Origin of the sequence: Lachnospira pectinoschiza, assembly GCF_020564355.1 — a bacterium.
GTDB lineage: Bacteria > Bacillota > Clostridia > Lachnospirales > Lachnospiraceae > Lachnospira > Lachnospira intestinalis.
The window spans coordinates 26,204-50,005 of sequence record NZ_JAJCRR010000006.1 but is presented as its reverse complement, the minus strand read 5'-3'; the positions used below and the strand labels follow the sequence as shown (position 1 = coordinate 50,005).

The 23,802-nt window shown below is 42.7% G+C and carries 21 protein-coding genes; 1 reads left to right on the top strand and 20 read right to left on the bottom strand.

Annotated elements, in window-relative coordinates; genetic code table 11:
- Positions 1-24: 24 nt before the first annotated feature.
- The 4 genes from LI288_RS12365 to gdhA all read right to left on the bottom strand — a co-directional run bounded on the left by LI288_RS12365 (position 25) and on the right by gdhA (position 4,590).
- Positions 25-201, bottom strand: a complete 177-nt coding sequence (locus LI288_RS12365; protein ID WP_022431174.1) for a hypothetical protein — start codon at positions 199-201, stop codon at positions 25-27.
- A complete protein-coding gene (locus LI288_RS12360; protein ID WP_227090665.1) occupies positions 191-1,507 on the bottom strand; it encodes a bifunctional folylpolyglutamate synthase/dihydrofolate synthase in 1,317 nt (438 codons plus the stop codon). The genes LI288_RS12365 and LI288_RS12360 overlap by 11 nt, the downstream gene beginning before the upstream one ends.
- A 15-nt stretch (positions 1,508-1,522) precedes the next feature.
- The gene (locus tag LI288_RS12355) at positions 1,523-3,070 is read right to left on the bottom strand and encodes a hypothetical protein (RefSeq protein ID WP_227090664.1); all 1,548 of its coding nucleotides are present in this window, start codon (positions 3,068-3,070) and stop codon (positions 1,523-1,525) included.
- Positions 3,071-3,243: 173 nt separating this feature from the next.
- Complete coding sequence (gdhA, locus tag LI288_RS12350; protein WP_227090662.1) at positions 3,244-4,590, bottom strand: NADP-specific glutamate dehydrogenase; 1,347 nt, start codon at positions 4,588-4,590, stop codon at positions 3,244-3,246.
- A gap of 581 nt (positions 4,591-5,171) precedes the next feature.
- Between gdhA and LI288_RS12345 the strand changes: the two genes are divergently transcribed.
- Positions 5,172-6,731 (top strand): LCP family protein, encoded by a 1,560-nt coding sequence (locus tag LI288_RS12345; protein ID WP_227090660.1) that lies wholly within the window; start codon positions 5,172-5,174, stop codon positions 6,729-6,731.
- Between the two features lie 99 nt (positions 6,732-6,830).
- Here the strand turns inward: LI288_RS12345 and LI288_RS12340 are convergent, their stop codons facing one another.
- The 16 genes from LI288_RS12340 to LI288_RS12265 form a co-directional block, all read right to left on the bottom strand.
- Complete coding sequence (locus LI288_RS12340) at positions 6,831-7,097, bottom strand: hypothetical protein (RefSeq protein ID WP_022431282.1); 267 nt, start codon at positions 7,095-7,097, stop codon at positions 6,831-6,833.
- Between the two features lie 127 nt (positions 7,098-7,224).
- Positions 7,225-8,028 carry a Cof-type HAD-IIB family hydrolase gene (locus LI288_RS12335; RefSeq protein WP_227090659.1) on the bottom strand — a complete coding sequence of 268 codons (804 nt, stop codon included), beginning with the start codon at positions 8,026-8,028 and terminating at the stop codon, positions 7,225-7,227.
- 146 nt (positions 8,029-8,174) lie between these two features.
- Positions 8,175-9,929 (bottom strand): S8 family peptidase, encoded by a 1,755-nt coding sequence (locus tag LI288_RS12330; protein ID WP_227090657.1) that lies wholly within the window; start codon positions 9,927-9,929, stop codon positions 8,175-8,177.
- A gap of 103 nt (positions 9,930-10,032) precedes the next feature.
- Positions 10,033-11,433: an ATP-dependent Clp protease ATP-binding subunit ClpX gene (clpX, locus tag LI288_RS12325; RefSeq protein WP_227090655.1), complete on the bottom strand. Its 1,401-nt coding sequence runs from the start codon at positions 11,431-11,433 to the stop codon at positions 10,033-10,035.
- A gap of 244 nt (positions 11,434-11,677) precedes the next feature.
- On the bottom strand, positions 11,678-13,174 hold the full coding sequence (locus LI288_RS12320) for a S1C family serine protease (RefSeq protein WP_227090653.1): 1,497 nt from the start codon (positions 13,172-13,174) through the stop codon (positions 11,678-11,680).
- Between the two features lie 209 nt (positions 13,175-13,383).
- On the bottom strand, positions 13,384-15,111 hold the full coding sequence (locus LI288_RS12315; protein WP_022431287.1) for a phospho-sugar mutase: 1,728 nt from the start codon (positions 15,109-15,111) through the stop codon (positions 13,384-13,386).
- Between the two features lie 73 nt (positions 15,112-15,184).
- A complete protein-coding gene (locus tag LI288_RS12310) occupies positions 15,185-15,451 on the bottom strand; it encodes an HPr family phosphocarrier protein (RefSeq protein ID WP_022431288.1) in 267 nt (88 codons plus the stop codon).
- A 36-nt stretch (positions 15,452-15,487) separates the two neighbouring features.
- Positions 15,488-16,810 carry a CdaR family protein gene (locus LI288_RS12305; protein ID WP_227090651.1) on the bottom strand — a complete coding sequence of 441 codons (1,323 nt, stop codon included), beginning with the start codon at positions 16,808-16,810 and terminating at the stop codon, positions 15,488-15,490.
- Complete coding sequence (gene cdaA / locus LI288_RS12300) at positions 16,791-17,669, bottom strand: diadenylate cyclase CdaA (RefSeq protein ID WP_022431290.1); 879 nt, start codon at positions 17,667-17,669, stop codon at positions 16,791-16,793. Before cdaA ends, LI288_RS12305 begins: the two co-directional genes overlap by 20 nt.
- Before the next feature lie 58 nt (positions 17,670-17,727).
- On the bottom strand, positions 17,728-18,717 hold the full coding sequence (locus LI288_RS12295; protein WP_022431291.1) for a hypothetical protein: 990 nt from the start codon (positions 18,715-18,717) through the stop codon (positions 17,728-17,730).
- Between the two features lie 15 nt (positions 18,718-18,732).
- Positions 18,733-19,134, bottom strand: coding sequence for a hypothetical protein (locus tag LI288_RS12290; protein ID WP_022431292.1), 402 nt, complete (start codon positions 19,132-19,134; stop codon positions 18,733-18,735).
- A gap of 51 nt (positions 19,135-19,185) precedes the next feature.
- Positions 19,186-20,373, bottom strand: coding sequence for an Ig-like domain-containing protein (locus LI288_RS12285; RefSeq protein WP_227090649.1), 1,188 nt, complete (start codon positions 20,371-20,373; stop codon positions 19,186-19,188).
- Between the two features lie 185 nt (positions 20,374-20,558).
- The gene (locus tag LI288_RS12280; protein ID WP_227090647.1) at positions 20,559-21,434 is read right to left on the bottom strand and encodes a hypothetical protein; all 876 of its coding nucleotides are present in this window, start codon (positions 21,432-21,434) and stop codon (positions 20,559-20,561) included.
- Positions 21,435-21,959: a hypothetical protein gene (locus tag LI288_RS12275; RefSeq protein WP_227090645.1), complete on the bottom strand. Its 525-nt coding sequence runs from the start codon at positions 21,957-21,959 to the stop codon at positions 21,435-21,437.
- Between the two features lie 51 nt (positions 21,960-22,010).
- Positions 22,011-22,397 carry a GntR family transcriptional regulator gene (locus tag LI288_RS12270; protein WP_227090643.1) on the bottom strand — a complete coding sequence of 129 codons (387 nt, stop codon included), beginning with the start codon at positions 22,395-22,397 and terminating at the stop codon, positions 22,011-22,013.
- 298 nt (positions 22,398-22,695) lie between these two features.
- Complete coding sequence (locus tag LI288_RS12265) at positions 22,696-23,727, bottom strand: FUSC family protein (protein WP_227090641.1); 1,032 nt, start codon at positions 23,725-23,727, stop codon at positions 22,696-22,698.
- Positions 23,728-23,802 lie beyond the last annotated feature (75 nt).

Here is a 23,802-nt window from a genome sequence, read left to right as displayed (position 1 = left end):
CTTTTCCTCCAAATCCAGTACGTCTTACTTTGAAATATCTTCCATAATCTTTGCAATCAGGTCTGTGATGTCCGGCACATCATTATTATAAATCGCTTCTTCCGCATCATCAACTTCCAGACTCGGCTGAAACTTCTTAATTTCTTCATCAAAATCTATCATAATCTTATACCAAACCTTTCCTTTTTCCTTATCTGCCATTTTGCAGCTTCTGTTTAATTTCACCTGCCAGATATAAAGACCCTGTACAAAATAATACGCTGTCAGGAATCTCCTCTTGCAGTTTCTTTCCATATAAATATCCGTCAAAGGATTCGTCAAACTCTGTCAGGGGGGCTGATGTATACTTTGCAAACAGTTCTTCGATACTCTCACCTGCAAGATGCCTTTTTGTCTGCATCTGTACAATAATATAATGGGTAAATACCCCGGATGCCGCAAGCATCCCAATCATCTGCTCAAAATTCTTATCTTTTACAACTGAAAATAAAAGAACTGCCGGTCTTTTCCCGCAAATAGAACGCGCCGACCGGATAAATGCTTCAATGCCCTCCGGATTGTGTGCACCGTCAATATAAATATCCGGCTCAACTTCTTCCATTCTGCCTTCCCAGCAGGTTTCAAAAACGGCCTGCCTTACTTTCCCCTCATCAAGCTGTAAAATGCCTGCCTTCTGCAAAAGTGCCGCACCGGTTAAAGCGAGGCTGCAATTTTCCGCCTGATAAACAGCTCCTGTTGCCAGAGAAAAACAATCATTCTTATAATAACCATTATGCAGTGAAAAATCAATACACTTTCCTGTGTTTTTCGTAATTTGATAGTCTGCCGGTGTTACACCTTCCAATACCGGAACACCTGCATTTTCTGCGGTCTGCTCCATCACGTGAATGACTTCCGGTTCTTTTGCCGAATAAACTGCAGAAACACCTTGCTTTAAAATGCCCGCCTTTTCTTTTGCTATCTGTGAAAGGGTATCCCCAAGCACCGCAGTATGCTCTAAACTGATGGTTGTAATCACGGACAGCACCGGATTTTGTACTGCATTGGTGGCATCGAGCCGCCCGCCAAGTCCGGTTTCCAGAATGACAAAATCGGCCTGTTTCTGCACAAATAACAGCAGCGCCATGCCAAACAGCCAGTCAAAATATGCCAGCGTGATATTTTTCTTCTGCAGACGTTTTGCTGCACTGTGTACCCTGTCAAATGCCTGTACAAAATCACTTTTGGAAACCATTTCATTATCAATGCGGATACGCTCCCTGACATCAACTAAATGCGGGGATGTAAACAGTCCTGTCCTAAAGCCGTGCTGTATCAGAATCCTGTTTAAATAGGCACACACTGAACCTTTTCCGTTGCTGCCTGCAACATGAATGATTTTTAATGTTTTTTCCGGATGTCCCAATTCTTCAAGCAGTGCGCCTGCCCGCACAACACCGCTTTCTCCTGCATATTGTGGAATCGTATCCAGAAACGCTTCTATGTCACAATATCTGTTTTCCGCCATTTTTCACTGTCCTCTTTATCCTATCTGCATAATGTGTGTTTTCTCATAAACGATACGGATAACCTTTTCGCCCGGCGTCACCGTATAGGTCACGCTTTCCGTATGGTCTTCTTCCTGTTTTGTTTCATAGGCAAAACTTCCCGTATTCCGGCTTTCATGCAGTTCTTTTAACATTTCTTCTATAATTAAAACCTCATCCCTTGTGAAATGAATCACAACCGACTCAAACAAATCCTCCTCAAATGAAAACCGGAAGAAAAAAGCTTTCCACACTTTTTCAATTTCCCGCGCCCGTTCACGGACTTCTTCTTCCGTTTTGCGCTTTACCACTTCCAGGTTAAGCATCGCCGTATTCTTTTCGGATTCTGCCCTGCCGCGCTTTTCTTCCTCTTCGCGGTATTTTGCTCCGGCCTTTGACAGCTGTGCCTGTGCCCGGTCTAACCGGCGTTTCGTTTCATTGACTTCGCTGTAATAGTCTTTTGTTTCATTTTCCGGTCTTGTCCTGTTCATATATTCATCTTTACGGCTTTCAAGCCCCATAAATTTCATCTGTAATTCATCATAATCCCGCTGCATCAGTTCCAGCCGCTGTTTTGCATCGGCTGCTTTCTCTTCCTGTTTTGTGACTGCCTGTTCACACTTTGCATACTGCTGCTCCGATTCAATCCTTCCTGCCAGTGCCGCACGGAATTCCTGCTCCTGTATCATAAATTCCTGACGTCTGACCGGGTCTAAATATGCCGGAAGGACATTTTCTGCAATGGTAAATGTCAGATGGGTTGTATTTTTAATTTTCCATATCATCTGTGCAAACAGCACGCGTGAAATCCGTTTGAACGCCCGCATCGCCGAAAAGACGGCAGATACGTTGGATAATACCTCATCAAAACAGCCGTAGCCTAAAAATGTCACCGTATACGAAAGGTACTTTGTGGAACGTTCCAGTCTTAAAATACGTCCGATGCACCGTCCGCTGAATTCCTTTGGCATAAGCGCAGACTGCAGCTGGCGCTTGGTATCCAATGATACGGCATTCATGGCATCCTGAATTTTCTGGTCGGTATGGATTACTTCTTCTTTGCCCTGCTTTTGCAGTCTTGTATGTATCACGGACAGCAGTGCATTATTATAAGCTGTACTGACAGCTTCGATTTTACCCGACGGTGTCTTATATTTATGGATTCCGTAGACTTTCGCTGCTTCATTGATGATTAAAAAGGAGAGCCGTTCTTCATCCGGCTCTTCGGATTCTTCCGGCACCAGCTCCCTGCATTTTTCGGTCAGAATTTTTTTGAGTTCGTATTCTAACTGCACCCGGTCATTTGCCTTTAAACGGTCATATTCTTTTCGTACCATGTCACACACGCGCGTTACCTGAAAATCAAACGGCGTTCTTTTGCTGAAGCTTTCCGCAAATGCGTTGGCAATGTCTGCCAGCCCGCCAAGCACCTTACCCGACGTTTCTTTCGCGGCATTCAGCAGGGTGACATTGCGAAACAGTGCGATCTGCATACGGATTTCGTCATCCGTCATCTTTCTGACACCTTCAAATAAGTTCATCATCTGCAACAGCCTCCTCTTCTTTTATTTTAGGTATTATACCACGGATTCATTACCCCTGCCATAGCCATCGCTCATGGAATTATAAAAAGACACATTCTTACAACCGCTATCATACCGAATCCGGAGTGTAAAAATGTGTCTTTTTTTGTCTGTGTGATGAAATTTATTTTAAATTAGCAAACACCCTGAGCGAGCATAGCGTTTACAACCTTTTCAAAACCTGCAATATTTGCACCGGCTACATAGTTGCCTTCCATGCCGTATCTCTTAGCAGCATCATCAATATTGTGATAGATATTAACCATGATGTTCTTGAGCTTAGCGTCAACTTCTTCAAATGTCCAGCTGAGTCTTTCGCTGTTCTGGCTCATTTCAAGAGCAGATGTTGCAACACCACCGGCATTAGAAGCCTTACCACAGATAAACCATACACCGTTGTTCTGGAAATACTGTGTAGCTTCAAGAGTTGTAGGCATGTTAGCACCTTCACAAACAGCCTTTACACCGTTTGCAACTAACTGCTTAGCGTCATCAAGGTCAAGTTCGTTCTGTGTAGCACATGGAAGTGCAACGTCACACTTCACTGACCATACGCCGTGTTCGCCGTTCTTCTTTTCATGGTATTCAGCAGACTTTCTTGCAGCTGCATACTCTGTTAATCTTGCTCTCTTAACTTCCTTAACTTCCTTGAGAAGTTCTACATCGATTCCTTCCGGATCATAAATCCAGCCTGTTGAATCTGAGCATGTAACAACCTTAGCACCGAGCTGCTGTGCTTTCTGGATTGCGTAGATTGCAACGTTACCGGCACCTGAAACAGCAACTGTCTTGCCTTCTAATGAATCGCCATGGCACTTCATTAATTCTTCTGTGATGTATAATAAACCATAACCTGTAGCTTCTGTTCTTGCTAAAGAACCGCCGTATGTAAGACCCTTACCTGTAAGAACGCCTTCAAACATCCCTCTGATTCTCTTGTACTGTCCGAACATATAACCGATTTCTCTTGCGCCTGTACCGATATCACCGGCAGGAACATCGACATCAGCACCGATGTACTTGCAGAGTTCTGTCATAAAGCTCTGGCAGAATGCCATAATTTCTCTGTCTGACTTACCCTTTGGATCGAAGTCAGAACCACCTTTACCACCGCCGATAGGAAGGCTTGTGAGTGAGTTCTTGAAAATCTGTTCAAAACCTAAGAACTTGATAATACCTAAGTTTACAGATGGGTGTAAACGAAGACCACCCTTGTAAGGTCCGATTGCATTGTTAAACTGTACACGGAAACCTCTGTTTACCTGTACCTGTCCGTTATCATCTACCCATGGTACACGGAACATTAACACTCTGTCTGGCTCTGTAATTCTCTCTAAGATTGCGTTCTTTCTGTAAAGGTCTTCATTTGCCTCTACTACCGGTCTTAAAGATTCCATAACTTCTGTTACTGCCTGTAAGAACTCAGGCTGATCTGCGTTTTTCTTAGAAACTAATTCTAAGACTTCATCAACATATCCCATAACCTTAAAAACTCCTTTTCTTTTACGCCTTTGGCGGAATCTATGCTTATTATATAAAAACAGTTTTCCCATTGCAAGTTTTTTAGCTATTTTTGCTAATAAAACAATGCTATTTTGAATAATGTAAATCCAGTTGTCCGCTCTGCTGCTTTAGCGTAGTAACAAAACTTAATTTTTTTAAGTGCTTTTGCATTAATTGTCTTTAAATTAACCATTTTCACACTTTTTCTGTTATTAAATAAGTTTCAATCCTGTTTTTATTAATTTAATAAATCGTTTTTTCATTTTTTCTTATGCTTTCTTTCATATAAAGTAGCTCTTGTTATTTTCCCAGGAAATATGTATAATGAAGTTTATGTACTTTTTGTACATTGTATAAGGAAATCGTGCAAACAATAATGCCCGTGCAATTATTGTCCGCTCAGGAATGGAGATTATTGTGAAAAAATATGCTTGATAGCATATTTTTCACACAGCACTTTGTGCCGCAGGCGCCACAAAGTCGCTTTTTATCGCAGAGCCAAATAAGATTTGGCTCGCGATTCCTCCGGCATTAAATTGCCTGCGGAATGGAGATTATTATGTCAAATATTATTAAACGTACAAAGGGCGATTTGAAGTATCTTTTCAAAGACAGCGACAAGCTCTCGCCCAAAGCACTCAAGCGCAAACAGCGCGGCAAACGTGTTGCGGCAGGACTGGTTCTTGTACTGATCCAGCTGATTCTTACGATTCTTTTTTTATTCAGAATCATTACATTTTCAATCCTTCCGGTACAGTATCTGCTGATTGTCAATGCAATCCTGATTCTTTTGCTGCTGTATGATTTTTGCTCACAGTTTACAAAGGCACATATTCTCGGTAAAATTTTAGCCGTGATTATGTCGTGTGTCATGCTGTTTGGATTTATCTTTATGACACAGCTTGCACAGACCTTTAATCTGATGTCCGGTTCAACAAAGACCGACATTGTGGATATTATCGTACTGGCAGATGACAAGGCCGACTCCGTGCAGGATGCCCTGTCTTATTCTTTCGGATATAACAGCGGCATTAACAGTGAGGCTGCCACAAAAGCCATTTCAGAAATTGAATCTAAAAATAATACGACATTAAATACGAAAGATTACACCGACTGGTCAGAAATGGTCAATGCCTTATATGCCAATAAGAATATTCAGGCTGTTGTCATGAGTGATTCACTCCGTTCAACTTTAACGGAGGAATTTGAAACATTTGAAGACAAAACAAAAGTTATCGGAACGATTACGATTACTACCCAGGTCAAGCTTTCCGCTTCCGATAAAAAGGTCAATGAAGAACCGTTTGTCATTTATCTGTCCGGAAATGACGGATACGGTCCGGTTTCTTCCAACGGCCGCAGCGATGTCAATATTCTTGCCTGCATCAATCCTAAAACCCGTCAGGTACTGCTTGTTTCGACACCGCGTGATTACTATATCACAATTGAAAATGCTTCCGGAAAGTCTGGTCTTGATAAACTGACACACGCAGGAAATGCCGGTGTCGATTACTCTATTAAGGCATTGGAAAATCTCTACGGTGTTACCGTGGATTACTATGTAAAGATTAACTTTACCGGCTGTGTAAAAGTGGTTGATGCACTTGGCGGCATTACCATCAATTCAAGCGTGGACTTTACAAACGGTCAGGATGCAGCTCCTGAAAGCTATCATTTTACAGTCGGCGAAAACCAGTGTGACGGTGAAAAAACTCTTGCTTTCGTAAGAGAAAGACACGTTTTCGGCGATGGCGATTTCCAGCGTGGACGAAACCAGGCTGCTGCCATCACAGCAATTATCGACAAGGCGACTTCACCTTCGATTCTTGCCAATTACAGTGCAGTGTTAAGTTCTGTTTCTAATATGATTTTAACAAATATGCCGCCTGCAACGATGACGTCATTAATTAAAGGACAGATTGCCAACACAACTTCATGGAATGTCCAGTCTTACAGCGTAGAGGGAACGCCGGCATCCCGCGATTGTACCGTATATAACCTTTCAAAGAAGTCTGTTGACCTGCCGGATTACGATACCGTAAATACAGCAGTCGAACTGATTCAGAAAATCAACAACGGCGAAGTATTCGATGTTTCCGAATACGTTTCTTCTAATTAATCAGATCTCTGTAAAAAAACTGCCGGTGCAGGATATGTATATAAAATACATTGCCTGCCCGGCAGTTTTTTTGTCTGACCAGCTACCTCCGTGTGCTGTTCAGCCTTTCAGATCCATTGTCGGAAATACCATTGAAAAGTACGCTTCTCTTGCTTTGTTGTTGTAGCCGTTCATTCTGCCGTTTAACACGTCAGGATTCACATTGACAGGTCTCTCATCGGCGCATCTTACGCGTGCTTTCTGTCTGCTCTGTTCTAATGCAAGCATCTGTTCAAAACTTTCGCTGCTGCTGTTTTTCTGTTCAGCGGCAACTCTGGCTGTATTTCCAACTTTTGAAACACTTTCGACTTTGTTAATGAGTTCCACCCTGTTTACGATAAATGTTTCTGCTGTAATCTCCTCCTTGAAATTATGCTGTACTTTCTTTTGTTTTATAGTTCTTTCATACTATATCGGCACATCTTGTGTCCTATTTATAGTATCGGCACATTTTCTAAAAATACTTAGCAATAATTTCGGCAACACCGTCTTCATCATTAGACGGTGCTATGATATCCGCTTTTTCTTTTACCGGCGGATACGCATTTTCCATGGCAGCGCCAAGACCGGCATATTCAATCATGGAAATGTCGTTCATGCCGTCACCGCAGGCAATCAGTTCTTCCCTTTGCAGTCCCAGCTTTTCAAGCAGCGCTGCAAGGGAACGGTCTTTTGCCACATTTTTCGGTACAATCTCTAAAAAATAATCGGCAGAACAGAATGCATCAATGACATCTCCGTGCCGCTTCTGCAGTTCCTGCTGAATCGGTATCAGCTTTTCATGCTCCCCTGCAATTAAAAATTTGGCAACCGGATAATTTACATACTGTTCCAGATTTTCCACACGGCGGACGGACGCATCATTACATTTTGCCTCCCGCAGCACATATTCATCTGTATCACTTTCCGAAATTACCTCATCCTTGTCATATGAAAGAGCATACACACCGTGTTCTTTTGCCAGTGTACAGACATCGTGTATACATTCCGGCGGGAAATTCCGGCTGTAAATGACTTCTTTGGTCTTACAGTTGATAATATTGCCGCCATTGTATGCCAGAATATAACCGCCGACACGGGAAAGTTCCAGCGCTTCTGCCACCGGCTCTATGCCAAACAGTGGTCTTCCAGATGCCAGAATAATATGCACGCCGCGCTCCGCCGCCTCCATAACCGCTTTTTTATTTTTGGTTGAAAGTTTTTTCTCACTATTAATTAATGTACCGTCCAAATCAAGGGCAAGTGCTTTATATTTCATTTTCTCTCCGTTCCATAAACTGCTTATTTCCTGCAGTTGCATTATCCTTTCTATATTTTCATTGCAATAATTCCAATTTTTAGTGTCACTATGCATTTATTTACTTTATCATTCCCTGCTTCTTTTTTCAATCGGAAGTTCGTGTTTTAACCGGTCCGCAGTTTATAAAATGCTTCAATGACATCCATTTTCCCATACCCGTAAATATTGTTCGGATACACCGTATTGTTTTCGCGCTTTGCCCCCCGGATTAACACCGATTTAACCTCGTTTGTTCCCATATAGGGCAGATTGCCGTCCGTAACACCCCATGTCAGAAGAAGGGCAGCAGCACCTGCCGCGTGGGCTGCTGCAACGCTTGTTCCTGTCCGTGTCGTATATCCCCCGCCTGCCCGGACACCATAGACGTCTACTCCAGGCGCGACAAAGTCCGGTTTTACCAGACCTGTCGCTGTATAACCGCGTCCGGATGCTACATAAGATGCATCCGTAATATGATTATATGCCCCGACACTGATTACGCGCTCTGCCGCACCGGGTTCTGTAAGTGTTGTGGAAGGATTGGAATTCAAAAAATACGTATCCCCTGATAAAAACTGCTTTAATGGCAGCCATGCATTATACCGTCCCACAATATTAGTCAGGCTGTATACATGAATTTTCCAGATTCCCTGTGCCGGATTTATAAAACGCATAAAAATAACTTCATAACCTGATGCAGATTCCACTACTCTGTAATTCACTGCAACCTGTGAACGTTCCAGTAAAAAATTGTAGACCCCTCCTGTATCAATTCTTGCCGGAATCCGTGAAATCCGCTCGCCAGAAGGAGAGGTAATTGCCACCGATAAGATATCAAGACTTTCTGCCCATATTTCCATCACAAATCCGCGTTCATCTGCACCGACGGTAATTTCTATTTCGGAGGGTTCTGTATCTGATACCGCCAGACCGGATGTGTGTGTTCTGTTATTAGCTTCATTTCCTGTACAGGTTACAACTACTGTATTGACCTGCCTTGCCAATGTATTTAATAAATCTGCAAACGGCAGCGCACCGGTTCTTGAACCGGAAGCCGTTCCCAGTCCGACGCAGATAACCAGCGGCTTTTTTTCTCTGATGGCATACTGCTGTAAAAAGCGCACCCCCATCATCATATCCGTTTCCGAATAGGCTTCTACCTGCTCCGGCAGCAGATAAAAGTCCCGCAGATATTTTTTGGCAGGTTTTAGCTTTACCATCAGAATCTCCGCCTCCGGCGCTGCTCCTATGTAATCTGCGGTTTCCGATGCGGCTGCAACCCCTGCAAGAAATGTTCCATGTCCGTTTTCATCTCTTGACGGCACAATATCATAGGGATTTTGTCCTTCACGCTCTGCCGCGAGTGCCGCATTAATGTCCTCCCGTGTATACACCGTGCCGTACTGTACCATGCCTTGTGCCTGTTCTCTGTCATACTGCTCTGTCCCTGCTGCTTCTCCTGTATCTTCTTCATAATTTACAGATTGTATCGTCTGGTCCCAGACTGCCGCAATCCTGGTTCTGCCGCCTGACGCTTTAAAATCTTCTCTTAAATAGTCGATTCCGGTATCTAAAAAGCCAATCAGCACACCCTGCCCACGCACATTTAACAGGGGCTGATTCAATGTTGCCGTAATTCCCGATGCATCAAAGCTGGTCGTGTCCATCAGTCCGTACAGTTTCGGCACGCTATAATATCCCTGTTGTATATTAATATTCCGGCTGCCCGGATAATTTGTATACAAAATACACCACGTATCATTAATACAAGAAATACAGACACCGTCCTGTCTTTGAATTTGTTCAAAATAAAGGGAATTATATTCAATAATATAATCCCCCGTTTCTTCCGATACAATGAGCGAACTGCAATCCGGCACTTTTTTTGCTCCCGCTTTTTTGTATAGTATATTCAGTTGTGCCTTTGCTTATGTATCCGTTTTATATCTGCTTTATCCTATGGATTTACTTTATCAGCCTGCTTTATCCGTTCTGCTGTGTCAGTGCCGGTATTTCCATGCCACGCATCTGAATTACCGGCGCACCCGTCTTTTTAATGTAATCGCCTGTGATAACGACTGTTCCGATATTGTTGTCCTTTGGAATTTCATACATAATATCCAGCATATAATCTTCCAGAATGGACCGCAATGCACGCGCTCCGGTCTTTTTCTCCATTGCTTTTTGGGCAATTGCTTCCAGTGCATCATCCGCAAATTCAAGCTTTACTTCATCAAGTTCCAGCAGCTTTTCATACTGCTTTAAAATCGCATTGCGTGGTTCTTTCATAATCTTAACCAGCATATCTTTTGTCAGGTTTTCCAGCGAAAAGATAATGGGCAGTCTGCCTAAAAATTCCGGTATCATGCCAAAATTGCGCAGGTCTTCTAAAGTTACCTGTTGCAGCAGGTTCGGGTCTTCGTCATATTTATCCTTTAAATCTGCTGCAAATCCGATAGACGACTGCTGGTTTAAACGCTCTTTGATAATCTCATCCAGCTCCGGAAACGCGCCGCCACAGATAAATAAAATATTTTTCGTACTGACTGTGACCTGCGGTACCATCGCATTTTTACTAGTTGCACCGACCGGCACCTCCACATCGCTTCCTTCTAACAGCTTTAACATGCCCTGCTGTACGGATTCTCCGCTGACATCACGGCTTCGAGTTTCCTTCTTTTTAGCAATCTTATCAATTTCATCAATAAAGATAATGCCGTGTTCTGCACGTTCTACATCATTATCCGCCGCCGCTAAAAGCTTGGATACCACACTTTCAATGTCATCACCGATATAGCCCGCTTCCGTAAGGGACGTTGCATCTGCAATTGCAAGCGGCACCTGCAGCAGGCGTGCCAGGGTCTTTACAAGATAGGTCTTTCCGCTTCCGGTCGGTCCGATCATTAACATATTGGACTTTTCAATCTCTACATCTGCCTGATCTCCTGCAGCTACCCTTTTATAGTGATTGTAAACAGCAACCGACATGACTTTCTTTGCATAGTCCTGTCCGACCACATATTCATCGAGCATATGCTTAATTTCGTGCGGCGCCGGAATGTTGCGTAAATCCAGTTTTTCTTCCGGTTTCTTTACCTTTTTCTTTTTCTTTATTTTCTGATTTTCCGGTATATCCATATCCTGATAGTTCATATTGCCAAACATTCCCATATTCGGCATCCCGCTCATTTTCATCATATCATCATAATTCATACCGCTGTTATTGATGGTATCAAATGTCTTTTGCAGGCAGTCCTGGCACACATAGACATTTCCCGGCATTGCAATCATTTTACCCGCCTTGCTTTCCGGTCTTCTGCATATATAACAAATCTTTTCGTATTCCTCTTCCTGATTGTTGATTGTATCGTTATTTTCACTCATTTTTTCACCATTCTGCCGCAAAATACGGCACCTTCTTTTACTGTAATTTTGTATACACGTTTAGTATACAGATTTGTCTTTGTTTTTACAATAAAATCTCTATAAAAAAATACCCGGTATGATGCAGATGGACAACATCTGTCCCTGCATTTTACCGGATATTTTACTTTATTGATTTACAAATTTATGTTTGTGCTTTATGTGCTTTGCCGGTTCCTTTTAAAGAATTATGCCGGAATGCTTATCAGCTCTTTTTGCCGAGAGTTACTTCAACACTCTTTAATACATACTCACTGCCTTCCTGATGATAGTACTGAACCGTTACCTTTTCACCGGCTGCGTAGTATTCCATAATAGACTTGAGGCTGGACATAGAGTTTACGGACTGGTCATCAAAGCTTACAATAATATCATAAGCGCCCAGACCTGCCTGTGCAGCTGCTGAATTATTTTCAACGCTTCTGATTAAAACCCCCTGCGGATAACCATATGAGGAAGACATTGCACTTGTAATATCCACACCACTGATTCCCAGGTAAGCGGTTTCTGAACTTGAAACCTTGCTTCTTGTTTCACGGCTCATCAGGCTGTCAATGATATCCATGACATTCGATACCGGAATAGAATATGCCATACCTTCTACACCATCACTGGAAGTCTTTGCAAAGTTAATTGCGATAACCTTACCTTCTGCATTGAGTAATGCACCACCGCTGTTACCGGAATTAATCGCTGCATTTGTCATTAAAAGACCTGAAAATGTTACATTATTAACAGTAATAGAACGGTTTGTCGCGCTGATAATACCATTTGTCACAGACTGGCCTTCACCCAATGCATTACCGATAGCAACAACCTCCTGTCCGATGGCTACATCATCACTGTCTGCCAGTTCTGCAATTGCAATACTGTTGATGGTTGAATCCTTAATATCTGAAAGATTGATTGCCACTACCGCAATATCCTTATCAGACTTTGAACCCTTTACGGTTGCACTGACAGATTCACCGTCCACAAAGACACATTTTAAATCATTTACATCACTAACTACGTGTGCATTCGTTACAACAAGCAGTTCTTTATCATTCTTACCGACAATAATACCGGTTCCGCTTGTCTGTGCTTCATAGGACTGGCTGCCGAACAGTCCATAGAAAGATGAAGAACTTCCTGAAGACACGGTTGTCGTACCGTTTAATGCCACCATTGCCGGAAGGGCTGCATTTGCAACGGACTGTGCATCCATACCCGTTGAAGCTGATGAAGTACTCTGTGCCGTTGTTGCGGTTACATTGGAAGTCACGGTTGCAATGTTGTTATAGTCGCTTGATGATTTTACCGGAAGAATAGTACTTCCCGTGTAATATACGCCATACATTACTGCGCCGGCAATTACACCGAACACGGCTGCCGAACCTGCCAGTTTTGCAAGCCTTTCTCCAAAACCGTCTTTGTTTTTATCCTTCTTTTTCTTCTGCCTTCCATTCTGCTGATTCATACTGCCCTGCCCGGCGCCTGCCTGCTGATAGGTTGTATCCTGCTGGAATGTACTGCTCTGCTGATAATAGGAAGTGTTATTGTTTTCCTGTTCAAACGGAATATTTCCTGCGCTGTATCTGTATTCTGAACTTTCTGCCTGTGTTGTTTCCGTTGTATTTTCATCGTCGTAATGAATTCGTTCTCCTGTCTTTGGATCAAATCTCGGTCTTGGGTTATACTGGTTATTTTCGTCGTTATACATATCGATTTCTCCTCTCTGTCGTGTCTTTTGTTCTTAGATAAAAAAGAACACATCTCGTCTATGCTTTGTAGTATAGTAACGAAATGTGTTCTAATTGTGTTTTCTCTGTTAAGAATTTCTGAACTCGCTCTGCGATAAAAAGATAATTGTGATGCCTGCAGCACAATTATCTATGTGAAGAATCTTAAATTTAAGGATTCTTCACATTACTACTGTCCCGCTACTTCCATAACAGCCTTTGTAAGTTCTTCAAGTTTTGCATCTGCATCCGCTAAATTGCTGCCCTTAACGCCCATGTAGAACTTAATCTTTGGTTCTGTTCCGGACGGTCTTGCACAGCACCATGCATTGTCAGAAAGTGCATAATATAATACGTTGGATGACGGAAGTCCGGTAGACTTCTTTTCGCCGGTCTTTAAATCAACACATTCATCCTTCTTGTAATCTCTTGCTTCGAGTACGTCCCATGAACCGAACTTCTTCGGTGTTTCGTTGCGGAGCTTATCCATCAGTTCTGCAATCTTTTCAGCCCCTTCTGCACCCTTCATGGTAATTGCCTTCTGACCTTCTTTGTAGTATCCGTATTTTTCAAAAATCTGAATCATCTGATCCCACAGAGTCATGTTCTTTGTCTTGTAGTATGCTGCTGCTTCACATAATGCCATAACGGCAACAACTGCATCCTTATCTCTTGCATGTGTACCGACAAGACAGCCATAGCTTTCTTCAAAACCAAATTCATATTCGTATGTACCCTGCTGTTCAAAGAACTTAATCTGCTCACCGATATACTTAAAGCCTGTTAATACCTCAATCAGCTTTACATTGTATTCTGCTGCAATGGCATCTGCCATATTGGTAGATACGATAGTCTTTACAAATGCGCCGTTATCGTGTAACAGATTCTTTTCCTTACGCTGTGAAAGCAGATATTCTGCAATCAGCATACCGGACATATTTCCTGTAAATGCCTTGTATTCGCCTGTCTTGGTGTCTTTTGAATATACACCGAGTCTGTCGGCATCCGGATCTGTTGCCAGAATGATATCTGCATCTTTTTCCTTTGCCAGCTTTAATGCCAGTGTGAATGCCTTTGGGTCTTCCGGGTTTGGATATTCAAGTGTTGTGAAATCCGGGTCCGGTTTTTCCTGTTCTTTTACAATATAAACATGCTTAAAGCCCAGTTCTTTTAAAATTCTTCTGACCGGAACGTTACCTGTTCCGTGGAACGGTGTGTATACAATCTTGATATCATCCGCTACCTGTCTGATAATATCACCGTTGATGCTCATTTTCTTTAAAGCCTTGATATAAGCTTCATCCATATCGTAGCCGATAACATTGTAAAGACCGCAGGCTTCTGCCTCGTCTTTTTCCATGGTCTTTACCGTATTGTAATCTGTAACAGCCTTTACTTCTGTAATAATCTGTGTATCCTTTGGTGCTGTAATCTGTGCGCCGTCTTCCCAATATACTTTGTAACCGTTGTATTCCGGTGGATTATGGCTGGCTGTAATGACAATACCTGCGATGCAGTGCAACTGTCTTACGGCAAATGATAATTCCGGTGTCGGTCTTAATGACGGGAAGATATATGCCTTGATTCCGTTCGCATTGAGGCATAATGCTGCCTCGTCTGCAAATTCAGGGGACATTCTTCTTGAATCATATGCAATCGCAACGCCTCTGTCTGCTGCATTTTCCTTCTTAATAAAGTTTGCAAGTCCCTGTGTTGCCTTTCTGACAGTATAAATATTCATGCGGTTTGTACCGTTGCCGATAACACCTCTTAAACCACCTGTACCAAACTCTAAATCTTTATAAAAGCGGTCTTCAATCTCTTTTTCATTACCCTCAATTGATTTTAATTCAGCTCTTGTTGCCTCATCAAAATATTCATTGGCACACCACGCCTTGTAAGACTCCATGTAACCCATAACTTTAATCCTCCATATTTCTTCTTTTTACTGATTGAATTTATAAAAATTATAATACAATCCCTTTTTGAAATCAATCTTTTAATGATTCTTTAAATGCAGCAGCAACATTTTCTAACGCTTCCTGCTCATCCGGACCGTCTGCAATCAGCTCTATTTCATCACCGCATTTAATTCCTGCTGCTAAAATTGAAATGACACTCTTTGCATTGGCCGTCTTTCCTTCTCCATAAGCAAATGTAATATGGGAATCGTATTTGACAGCAGCATCGCACATTGCCCCCGCTGGTCTTAAATGTATTCCCAATGCACTTCCTACGACTATTTTTTCACTAACCATCTTTTCTCTCCCATCCGCTGTTTTCAGCTTTTTATTCTACCGGTTCTGGCCGGTTGTTTCAGAGGTACCGGCTGTTGTTGTTTCCTGTGTCTGCTGTGTTGTTGTTTCCGGCTGTGTCTGTGCTGTCTGCGCCTGTATCTTTACGGCTGCCTTATAGGTATCGTCCAGACTGCAGCCGCCCGGCAGCTGAAACTGTATCGATAATGTATATGTTCCTTCTTTTAAGCCTGTCAGATTCACCGTAGCTTTGATATCCGATGCCTGTGCTGCTGCCAGTGCTTCATCTGAACCTGTCAGTATTACATGAATGGTATCCTGATCGGTAATTGCCGCTTCCAGACCTGATGATAAACCGGAAAATGTAATATCAGATGTCTTCACCGTAAATTCCCTGCTGTGTACATCGGAAATCTTTACCGTAATGGAAACAACCGAATCCGATACCACACTCACATCAGACGGCACAAAATCTTCCATCCACAGACGAAATGTCTTATCACTGCTTAACCCTGTCACCTTTAACTGGTCGGAAGGTATCGTAATCTGTGTAATCTGGTCTAAAACCTTTGTCTCTCCCGAAATCGTAATCTGGTCTGCGGAACTTTGTACCTTATGAACGCTATAACCGTCCGCCGGTTCACCCGAAACAGAATATTTTAACGGTACGGTTTTAGACTTTTTGACACTTGCCGTATATTCCACTTCACTCTTTGACAGTTCAAGCTGCGGATCATCAATTACATTGCCGTCCGCATCGTATAAAACAATCGGTACAACACTCTGGATATTATCCTGTGCATTGCTGATGTCGCAGATGGCTTTAACCTGCGCAATCTTTGCAATGGTGGTTGATGAACCGGTAATCTTGATGGTCGATGGCGATACGGTCTGTTTCGTGACTACATAGCCTTCCGCTTCCGTACCGTTGACTTCCATGCCAACATCAAACTGCTGTGTTACCCTGTTTTCAATATCCAGCTTAACCGCTGTTGTCTTTGGCGTTACTTCGACATTGGTCAGCGTTTTGCCGTCTTTGACAACCTTTACATCAATATCGGCATAATCGGCAAATGCCGTAATCCTGCTTAAATCTGCCGTAGCTACAATATCTGCCGCTTTAATATCCGTGATAACACTTTTAGGTCCGCTTACATAAACCGAAATTTTACTGCCATCTGTAATCTCATACGTATAGCCCTTATCCGTAAGACTTTCTGTATTAATCAGCTGCACCGGAACGGTACTGATTGTCACCCCCATGGTCGGGTCGTAAATATTGACAATAATCGTCCACAATACAATTGCGCATAAAGCTGACAGGATTTTCAGGCTGAAATTTCTAAATATCTTTTCTTTCATTTTTCAACCTTCCTCTCCAAATCTTAAACGACTTGACATCTACTGTTTTCTTGCGCAGATACTCCAGCTTATTTCTTAAAGAATCCCTGTCAATGTCGCGGATAATTGAACCGCCCACCGCCACGGATACTGCACCGGTTTCTTCTGATACAATAATTGTAAAGCTGTCGGTGCCTTCACTGATGCCGACACCCGCACGGTGTCTGGTTCCCAGTTCCTTACTTAAGTTTGAATTATCTGACAGCGGAAGATAACACGTTGCCGCTACTACTCTGTTGCCCCGCACAATTACCGCGCCGTCATGCAACGGTGTATTATGTTCAAATATATTAATGAGCAGCTGGCTTGTTACAACACCGTCTACCTCGATACCGGTGCGGACATATTCCTCTAGAACCATATCCTGCTCGATAACGATTAATGCACCAGTCCGCACCGCTCCCATTTCATAAGCGGCACGGACAATCTCATCGGCTGTTTTGCTGCTGAAGCGTTCACCCTTTTCCCTGCCTTCACCAAAGTTAAACAGTCCGACAACCAGTTTTTTGCGCCCGAGCTGCTCTAACGCACGCCGAAGCTCCGGCTGGAAGATAATCACCAGCGCAATAATGCCAACACTGATGGTTTTTCCCGCAATCCAGAGAATTGTCTTTAAATTCAGTATATATGCAAACAGCGCAAATAATACTACAATGATAATTCCCTTGAGCAGCGCCCATGCTTTTGTATTTTTAATCCACACCAGAATGTTATACAGTACCACTGCAATAATGATAATCTCAATGACATCTGTCCACCCAATCCGTGGAATATATAATTTTGATAAATAATCGCTGAAAAAATTATTCCATGCTGTCACATACTCACCTCATTTCTGTTCCTTCCGGTCTTTACTCATTTTACCGCTTATAGCTTTCTTAAATATTTTCGTCATCCTGTTCTGATGAAGTCATATCACTGATGTCATGCGCCTTTTTCGTCTTTCTCGCATTAATCTGCTTGACCTTGACTTCGGCATTGACAATATTAATTTTCGGAACAGCTTTTACGTAATAATAGTACTCATCATCTTCATACTGTACGTATTCCGTTCTGGAATAATCCACACTGAAAAACAAAATCTGGCACAGATACCCTACAACCCCGCCAAGCACGGTTCCCACAATCATCAGAATCAGATTGATTTTGGCACCTGTCACTAAAATTCCTGCAAGCAGTACGATAAACTGTACCACAATCCCTGCCGCAATGGCATAGGTCCACGCATTATCAATCTTTAGCCGTCTGACTGCATATACTGCCGTAATCGTAACAACCATTGCAATTACAAACAGAATCATTTCTTTATTATTAAACAGACTTTCTACAATATACGAAATCTGCTGCATACTGTCATTGACTGACTTTGTCGTCAGTGCCGTTTCATATTCACTGGCTGTCTTAATAATGTAAAAAATAATCACACCAAATGCCGCCGGAATCATGGCGAATGCGTTAAAGCACAGCCCCGCCGCAATTGGAAGCAGGTACGGCATTTTTATCCAGCAAAGCAGTACCGTAATCACTAAAAGATACCCCTGCTTCGGTGTAAAACGGTAATACAGCAGATACATTAAAAGCACGATTCCCAGTACAATCAATGCAAATTCCGCAGAAATCGCATATAAATGAACCAGCATAAATACCGATAAGAAAAATATCATAAATCCATTTGGAAGAAAGGCACACAATACTGCCATTGCCACGGCTATCAGCGGATTTTTCAGCTTTGACATATATCCGATGCTTGCATTGAGCATCAGAAAAGAAACCAATGCCATCACAAACCGTACTGCCGGAACCAGATACGTATCGTATTTATTATAGAATTTCTTAAATCCTTCCTTTAATTCCAGTAAAAAAACCATGTGAGTCCTCCAATACTATTTTTTCTTTCTCTGGCTGTCGTAAAAACGTTCCAACTTGTTCAGTCTTGAAAAATACTTTTTCAGACCTTTCCGCGAATGATTATACTGATAGGCATAAACCATTGCCGCAATGATGGTATATACAATTAACATCAGGATATAATATATTCCCAGTCTTTTTCCCACTGCCGCATAATCGAGCGAATTAATGTCGGCAACCAGTTTTTCAAGGTTGCATAACACATACAGTATCACCATGATTATATATGCAAATGTTGTTGCAATTAATGTACGGAGTACGCCAAACGCTACATAATCCCCCTTAAAATAGCGGGAATTTTTAATCATCTGCCTGCCTTCGTTTTTTTCATAAATTGCCATTTTCGTCATCATTTTAATCTTATTTTCATTCAGCAATTAATTCACCTCACTGCAAGTCATATTAGTGTAAGCATATCATATTTTTGTCTAATTGTATATTACTATTTGCGAGTGACCGCCATTCGGGGCTACAACAATTCGTACCCGTCTGCCTTCTGCCGTAAAAGTTCTGTCTGTGTTGGCAGAAAGATAATTGCTCCACACCTGTCCGTACTCGTCCGGAAGCAGTCTGGCAAGCACCGTCTGAATCCTGCTGTCAAATGTGCCGCTTCTCTGCTTGATATAGATAATGGTTACATTCGGCTGTGTAATGATTTCTCCATAATATGTATCATTTTCTTCGCATACATAAACATTGGAATAACGCTGTGTAAATCCGATTCCTGAAAGTCCGTCTGAAATGCTGCCGCTGTTGTCACCATTTCCGGTGTTACTGCCGCTATTACTGTTGTTTGAGGAATTCCCGCCGTTTGTGGATGAACCGTCGTTATTGCCGGAATTACTGCCGGAAGAACCGCCCGTCGTGCCGGATCCACCGTTTGAAGAACCACCGGAGCTTCCCGAACCGCTGTCCGTACTGCCTGAATCATCTCCGCCATCCGAATCCGAATCACCGGAACCACCGTCGTATGAACCGCTTCCCGAACTGCCTGAGCCTGTCCATGAACCGCCTGCCTGTCCGACGCCTGTACCTGTACTGCCGCTGTCAGAGCCGCTTCCTGCGGATGTTCCACCGGATGACGTACTGCCCGATGCACTGCCGCTTCCGGATGCACTATTTTTTGCAAGGGTTGTACCGGTGTAAACCGGAAGGTTATTTTTTGAACCCTGTGCGACATTTTCAATTCCTTCAATGACAACTGAATCGGAAACGGTTCCGACAGTTGCTGTTACAACGGTTGTTCCCACTGCCTTCACTGTGAGAATTCCGTCTTTATCAATCTCTGCCACAGACGAATCCGAACTGCTCCAGATGAGTGCCTGGTCCGTATTTTCGGGAACAACCAGTGCTGTCATCTTTAACTGCGTGCCTACCGGAACGGCACAGTCTTCAAATTCAATCTCTACTTCTGTTTCTGTATTGCTCATCTGCTGTGCCTGCGCCGAATCATCTTTTAACTTAATCCGGTCTACGCTGACACTCGCCGCATTGCTTTCCTTTTCCTTTTTTTGCTGTATAGAACCGGAAACGATGGAAGCAACTGTCAGGATAATGACCACGCCTCCGACTACACCCGGAATGACCCAGTTCTTTATTTTATTTTTCTTTGCCATTTCTTACCTTTCCCGTTTTGTTTTTTACTTTAGTATACCACAATCCTGTGTGAATGAAAAATAAATATCGTGTAAAAATTGCAGAATCTTTCGACACAAACCTGCAATTTCTGTGCAAAACATAAAAACATATGGAAATCTTACAAAAATTGAAATTTATTTGATTATTTGGATAATAGTGTGTTCTACTCACACAGCTGCTCATACCACTGCTTTGTCATACTGCTGTCTTTTGCATTAAAAAACATCGTCTGTGTGTCCGTCTGAATCAGAATGTACGGCGCATTTCCTTTATATATAAAAAGCATACATTTTCCGTAAGTATTCCCTTTAAAATGCCCTACCGCATAGGTTTCTGTTGCGCCGCCGTTGGTTTTCGTAAAATTATCGCGCGGCATTGTATCCAGCAGCTCTGCCCTCTGAATGGATTCTTTATCAAATGTGATTTTATAACCGCCGCCCTCAACCGTTACCCTGTTATTATCCATGGTAAAATCCACTTTGACATCAATCAGCGGAAGCATTGCCGCAACCGTAAATATGATAGTTCCTGCAACAACAAAGGTTAAAATGCCCGTCCATATTTTTGCCCCTGCCGTTGCATAATTAAAGGAATAATTTCCCGACTGCATCCGGTCCGCCACAAGCATATGTCTGTTATTGGGATTGTAATAAAATCCTGTTTTCCAGTATTCGTCATCATCAACATAAACCGGTGTGTCATCTGCATTTAAAATGGCATTTTTCTTTTTATACATCCGGAAAATCAGCACCAGAAATGCCACGCCTGACAGGCTTTCCAGTACGACATAGCTGTAAAACACAACCGCGTTCAGACTGTTAAAAATAAGTGCCTGTACGGCAATCATCACCCATGCCGCCGCATTACAGCTGCTCATGGCAAGAAGTGCTTCCCCGGTATATTTTTTTATCAGGTAATTGACCTGCTGGTTTTTCTGCGTATCCTGACTGTAAACCGTATGCTGTCTGCGGTTGATAAAAACATGCACTATCCACGCCGTTACCGATACCGCCACGGCACAGATACAGAATATCCCCATTTATTCCCAAAAAACCGGACGTTTTCCACACAGAAACGGCAGTACGCACAGGATTTCTATTAAAATAACGACTGCGTGATACCTGTACGGCACTGCGCTTTTTTCTGTCATTGTCAGTACCGCCGTGTCGATGTAGACCTTCTTTTTCTGCCCTTCTACAAGCCAGCCCTGCGCCACCTTGTAATCATACAATTTCCGGTGCATTGCGGCATTGAAGTAAATCGCCGCTCCTATGTATGCAAAAATCCACACAATCCAGATGACAACATAAAGTGCTGTATTAAAAAAGCACAGTATGCTGAGTGCCATGATTAAAATCAGATTAATGATATGAAACCGCTTCATTTTTCTTCTGGCATTCGTGACCTGTTCTGTCACCCCCGGTTCTTCTGCGTGTTCCGGTGGAATATGCACCCCCAGAACCATTCCGTTATTATACCGGTACTGGCTCATCAATCCATACCACATCGCACCGATTGTAATTAAATTTGCCGACGCAAATGTTATAAACATAAAAATTCCCATACTTCCTCCTATCCGCAGACGTCACAAAACGTTGTGCGAAAATCTTTGATTTTAAGATTGTCTGCACACCTTCATCTTAGAATAAATCCCGTCGCACAGCTTTAAAAACTCTGCCTTTTCCATTCCCGTAATGCTGGCTTCCGCCGACAAAAGCTCTAATTCCGCTTCTAACTTTTCCCTGAACTGCAAATCCATATCAACAAAATCTGCCACTACCGCGCCGTGCCGTCTGTCAATCTTAATATAGCCTTCCGCCTTTAATATCTGATAAGCTTTATTCACGGTCATTGTATTAACGCCCGCTTCTGCTGCCAGCTGGCGGACTGTCGGAAGTTTTTCCTGCGCTTTTAATTCTCCTTTTCCGATTCCTTTCACTATCTGATTGCGAAGCTGCACATATATCGGCACTTCACTTTCCATATCCAGTTCTATAACCATCTTCCAGTTTCACTCCTTTCCGATGCGTTTTGTATTATTTGTATTATACATTATAATACAGATAATACTTTTGTCAACAAAATTTGGACTGATTTGCAGCTGTCTGTGCAAAAAAGAATGTGCAAAGCACATTCTCGCGCCGAGCGCGGTCGTTTGCGACAAACTACATCTTTGCGCGAGTGCGCATCATCGGCACGTAGTGCCTTTTTTGTAATAGGGAATTCTATCGGATTTTCCTATTACAAAAAAAAACTGCCATGCGAATGGCATCGCACGGCAGTCTCGTCTGTTGTCCTTATTAAGCTTTTATACATCTGCTGTAAATTTTCTCAAAAAACATTCCGTACAACGCACCGAACGCGTTGTGAAAAACACGGTAAAATACTGCGCCCGGAAGTCCTAAGAAGCTGACTGCAATAGCCATCGCTCCAAGTGAATTAAACACCGCCTGCCAGCCGTAGGTGGCTGACAGTCCCACACCGATTCCACCAAATATCCCGATATATGAATGAAGGGACTTCGGAACAAAACAGTAAATTAATATAAATACCAGTCCGCCGATGATATTGCCGGGGATTCTTCCCCCTACACGTCCCTTGATTTCTTCCGGGAACGGCAGTGTTACTGACATCACTGCAATGCCTGCCCACATACGGCGCGGCAGATGAAGGATTCCCGCAAGAAGCAGTGCTGTTGCAATCGCAAGTGCAAGGCGCAGCTGCCACTGTGTTCTTGACGACTGAAAATCCACTTCTTTAAATAAGTCTTTAAACGTTCTTTTAAATGTCCGCTTTCTGTGATTGCGGTAATAAACCGCCATTGTCAGAGCCGCGCCTGCCGCAATCGCCACAAGACGGTATAAATAAGCTTCACCGGTCACATCATATCCGTATAACAAAAGATAGCCGAGTACCAGTGTCGCATGATTAAACATTAAAACATTATGACAGCTAAGAATCATAATCGCCATAATGCAGACAATATGTATCATACACTCCGCCACAAGTCCGCAGGCGTTGGCAAGCCGCGGTCCTGCTGCCAGAATGGCAAAAATCACTGCAAATGCCCACATGGCATCCTTATTTTTAATTCCTAAATCCGCATACCTAAACGACAATACGCACAAAAGCATAACAACACCTACGATATTGTTATCTTCTCCGAAAACTGCGCCGAATGCCATTACAAATGCGGTGCAGAACGCCACGGTCAATAGGATTTTAAACAGATATACGGCAATATGCCGATGCTTTTCTTTTTTACTCTTTGATGCTTTAATCAGTGCCTTTGAACCTGCCTGATTTAATTGTAATTCCTGATAAAATGTCATAAATTCTCCCTTATCCGATTTTTTTATCCGGCATTTCCCGCCGGTTTTTAAATATCGAGGAAAAATTATAGCACC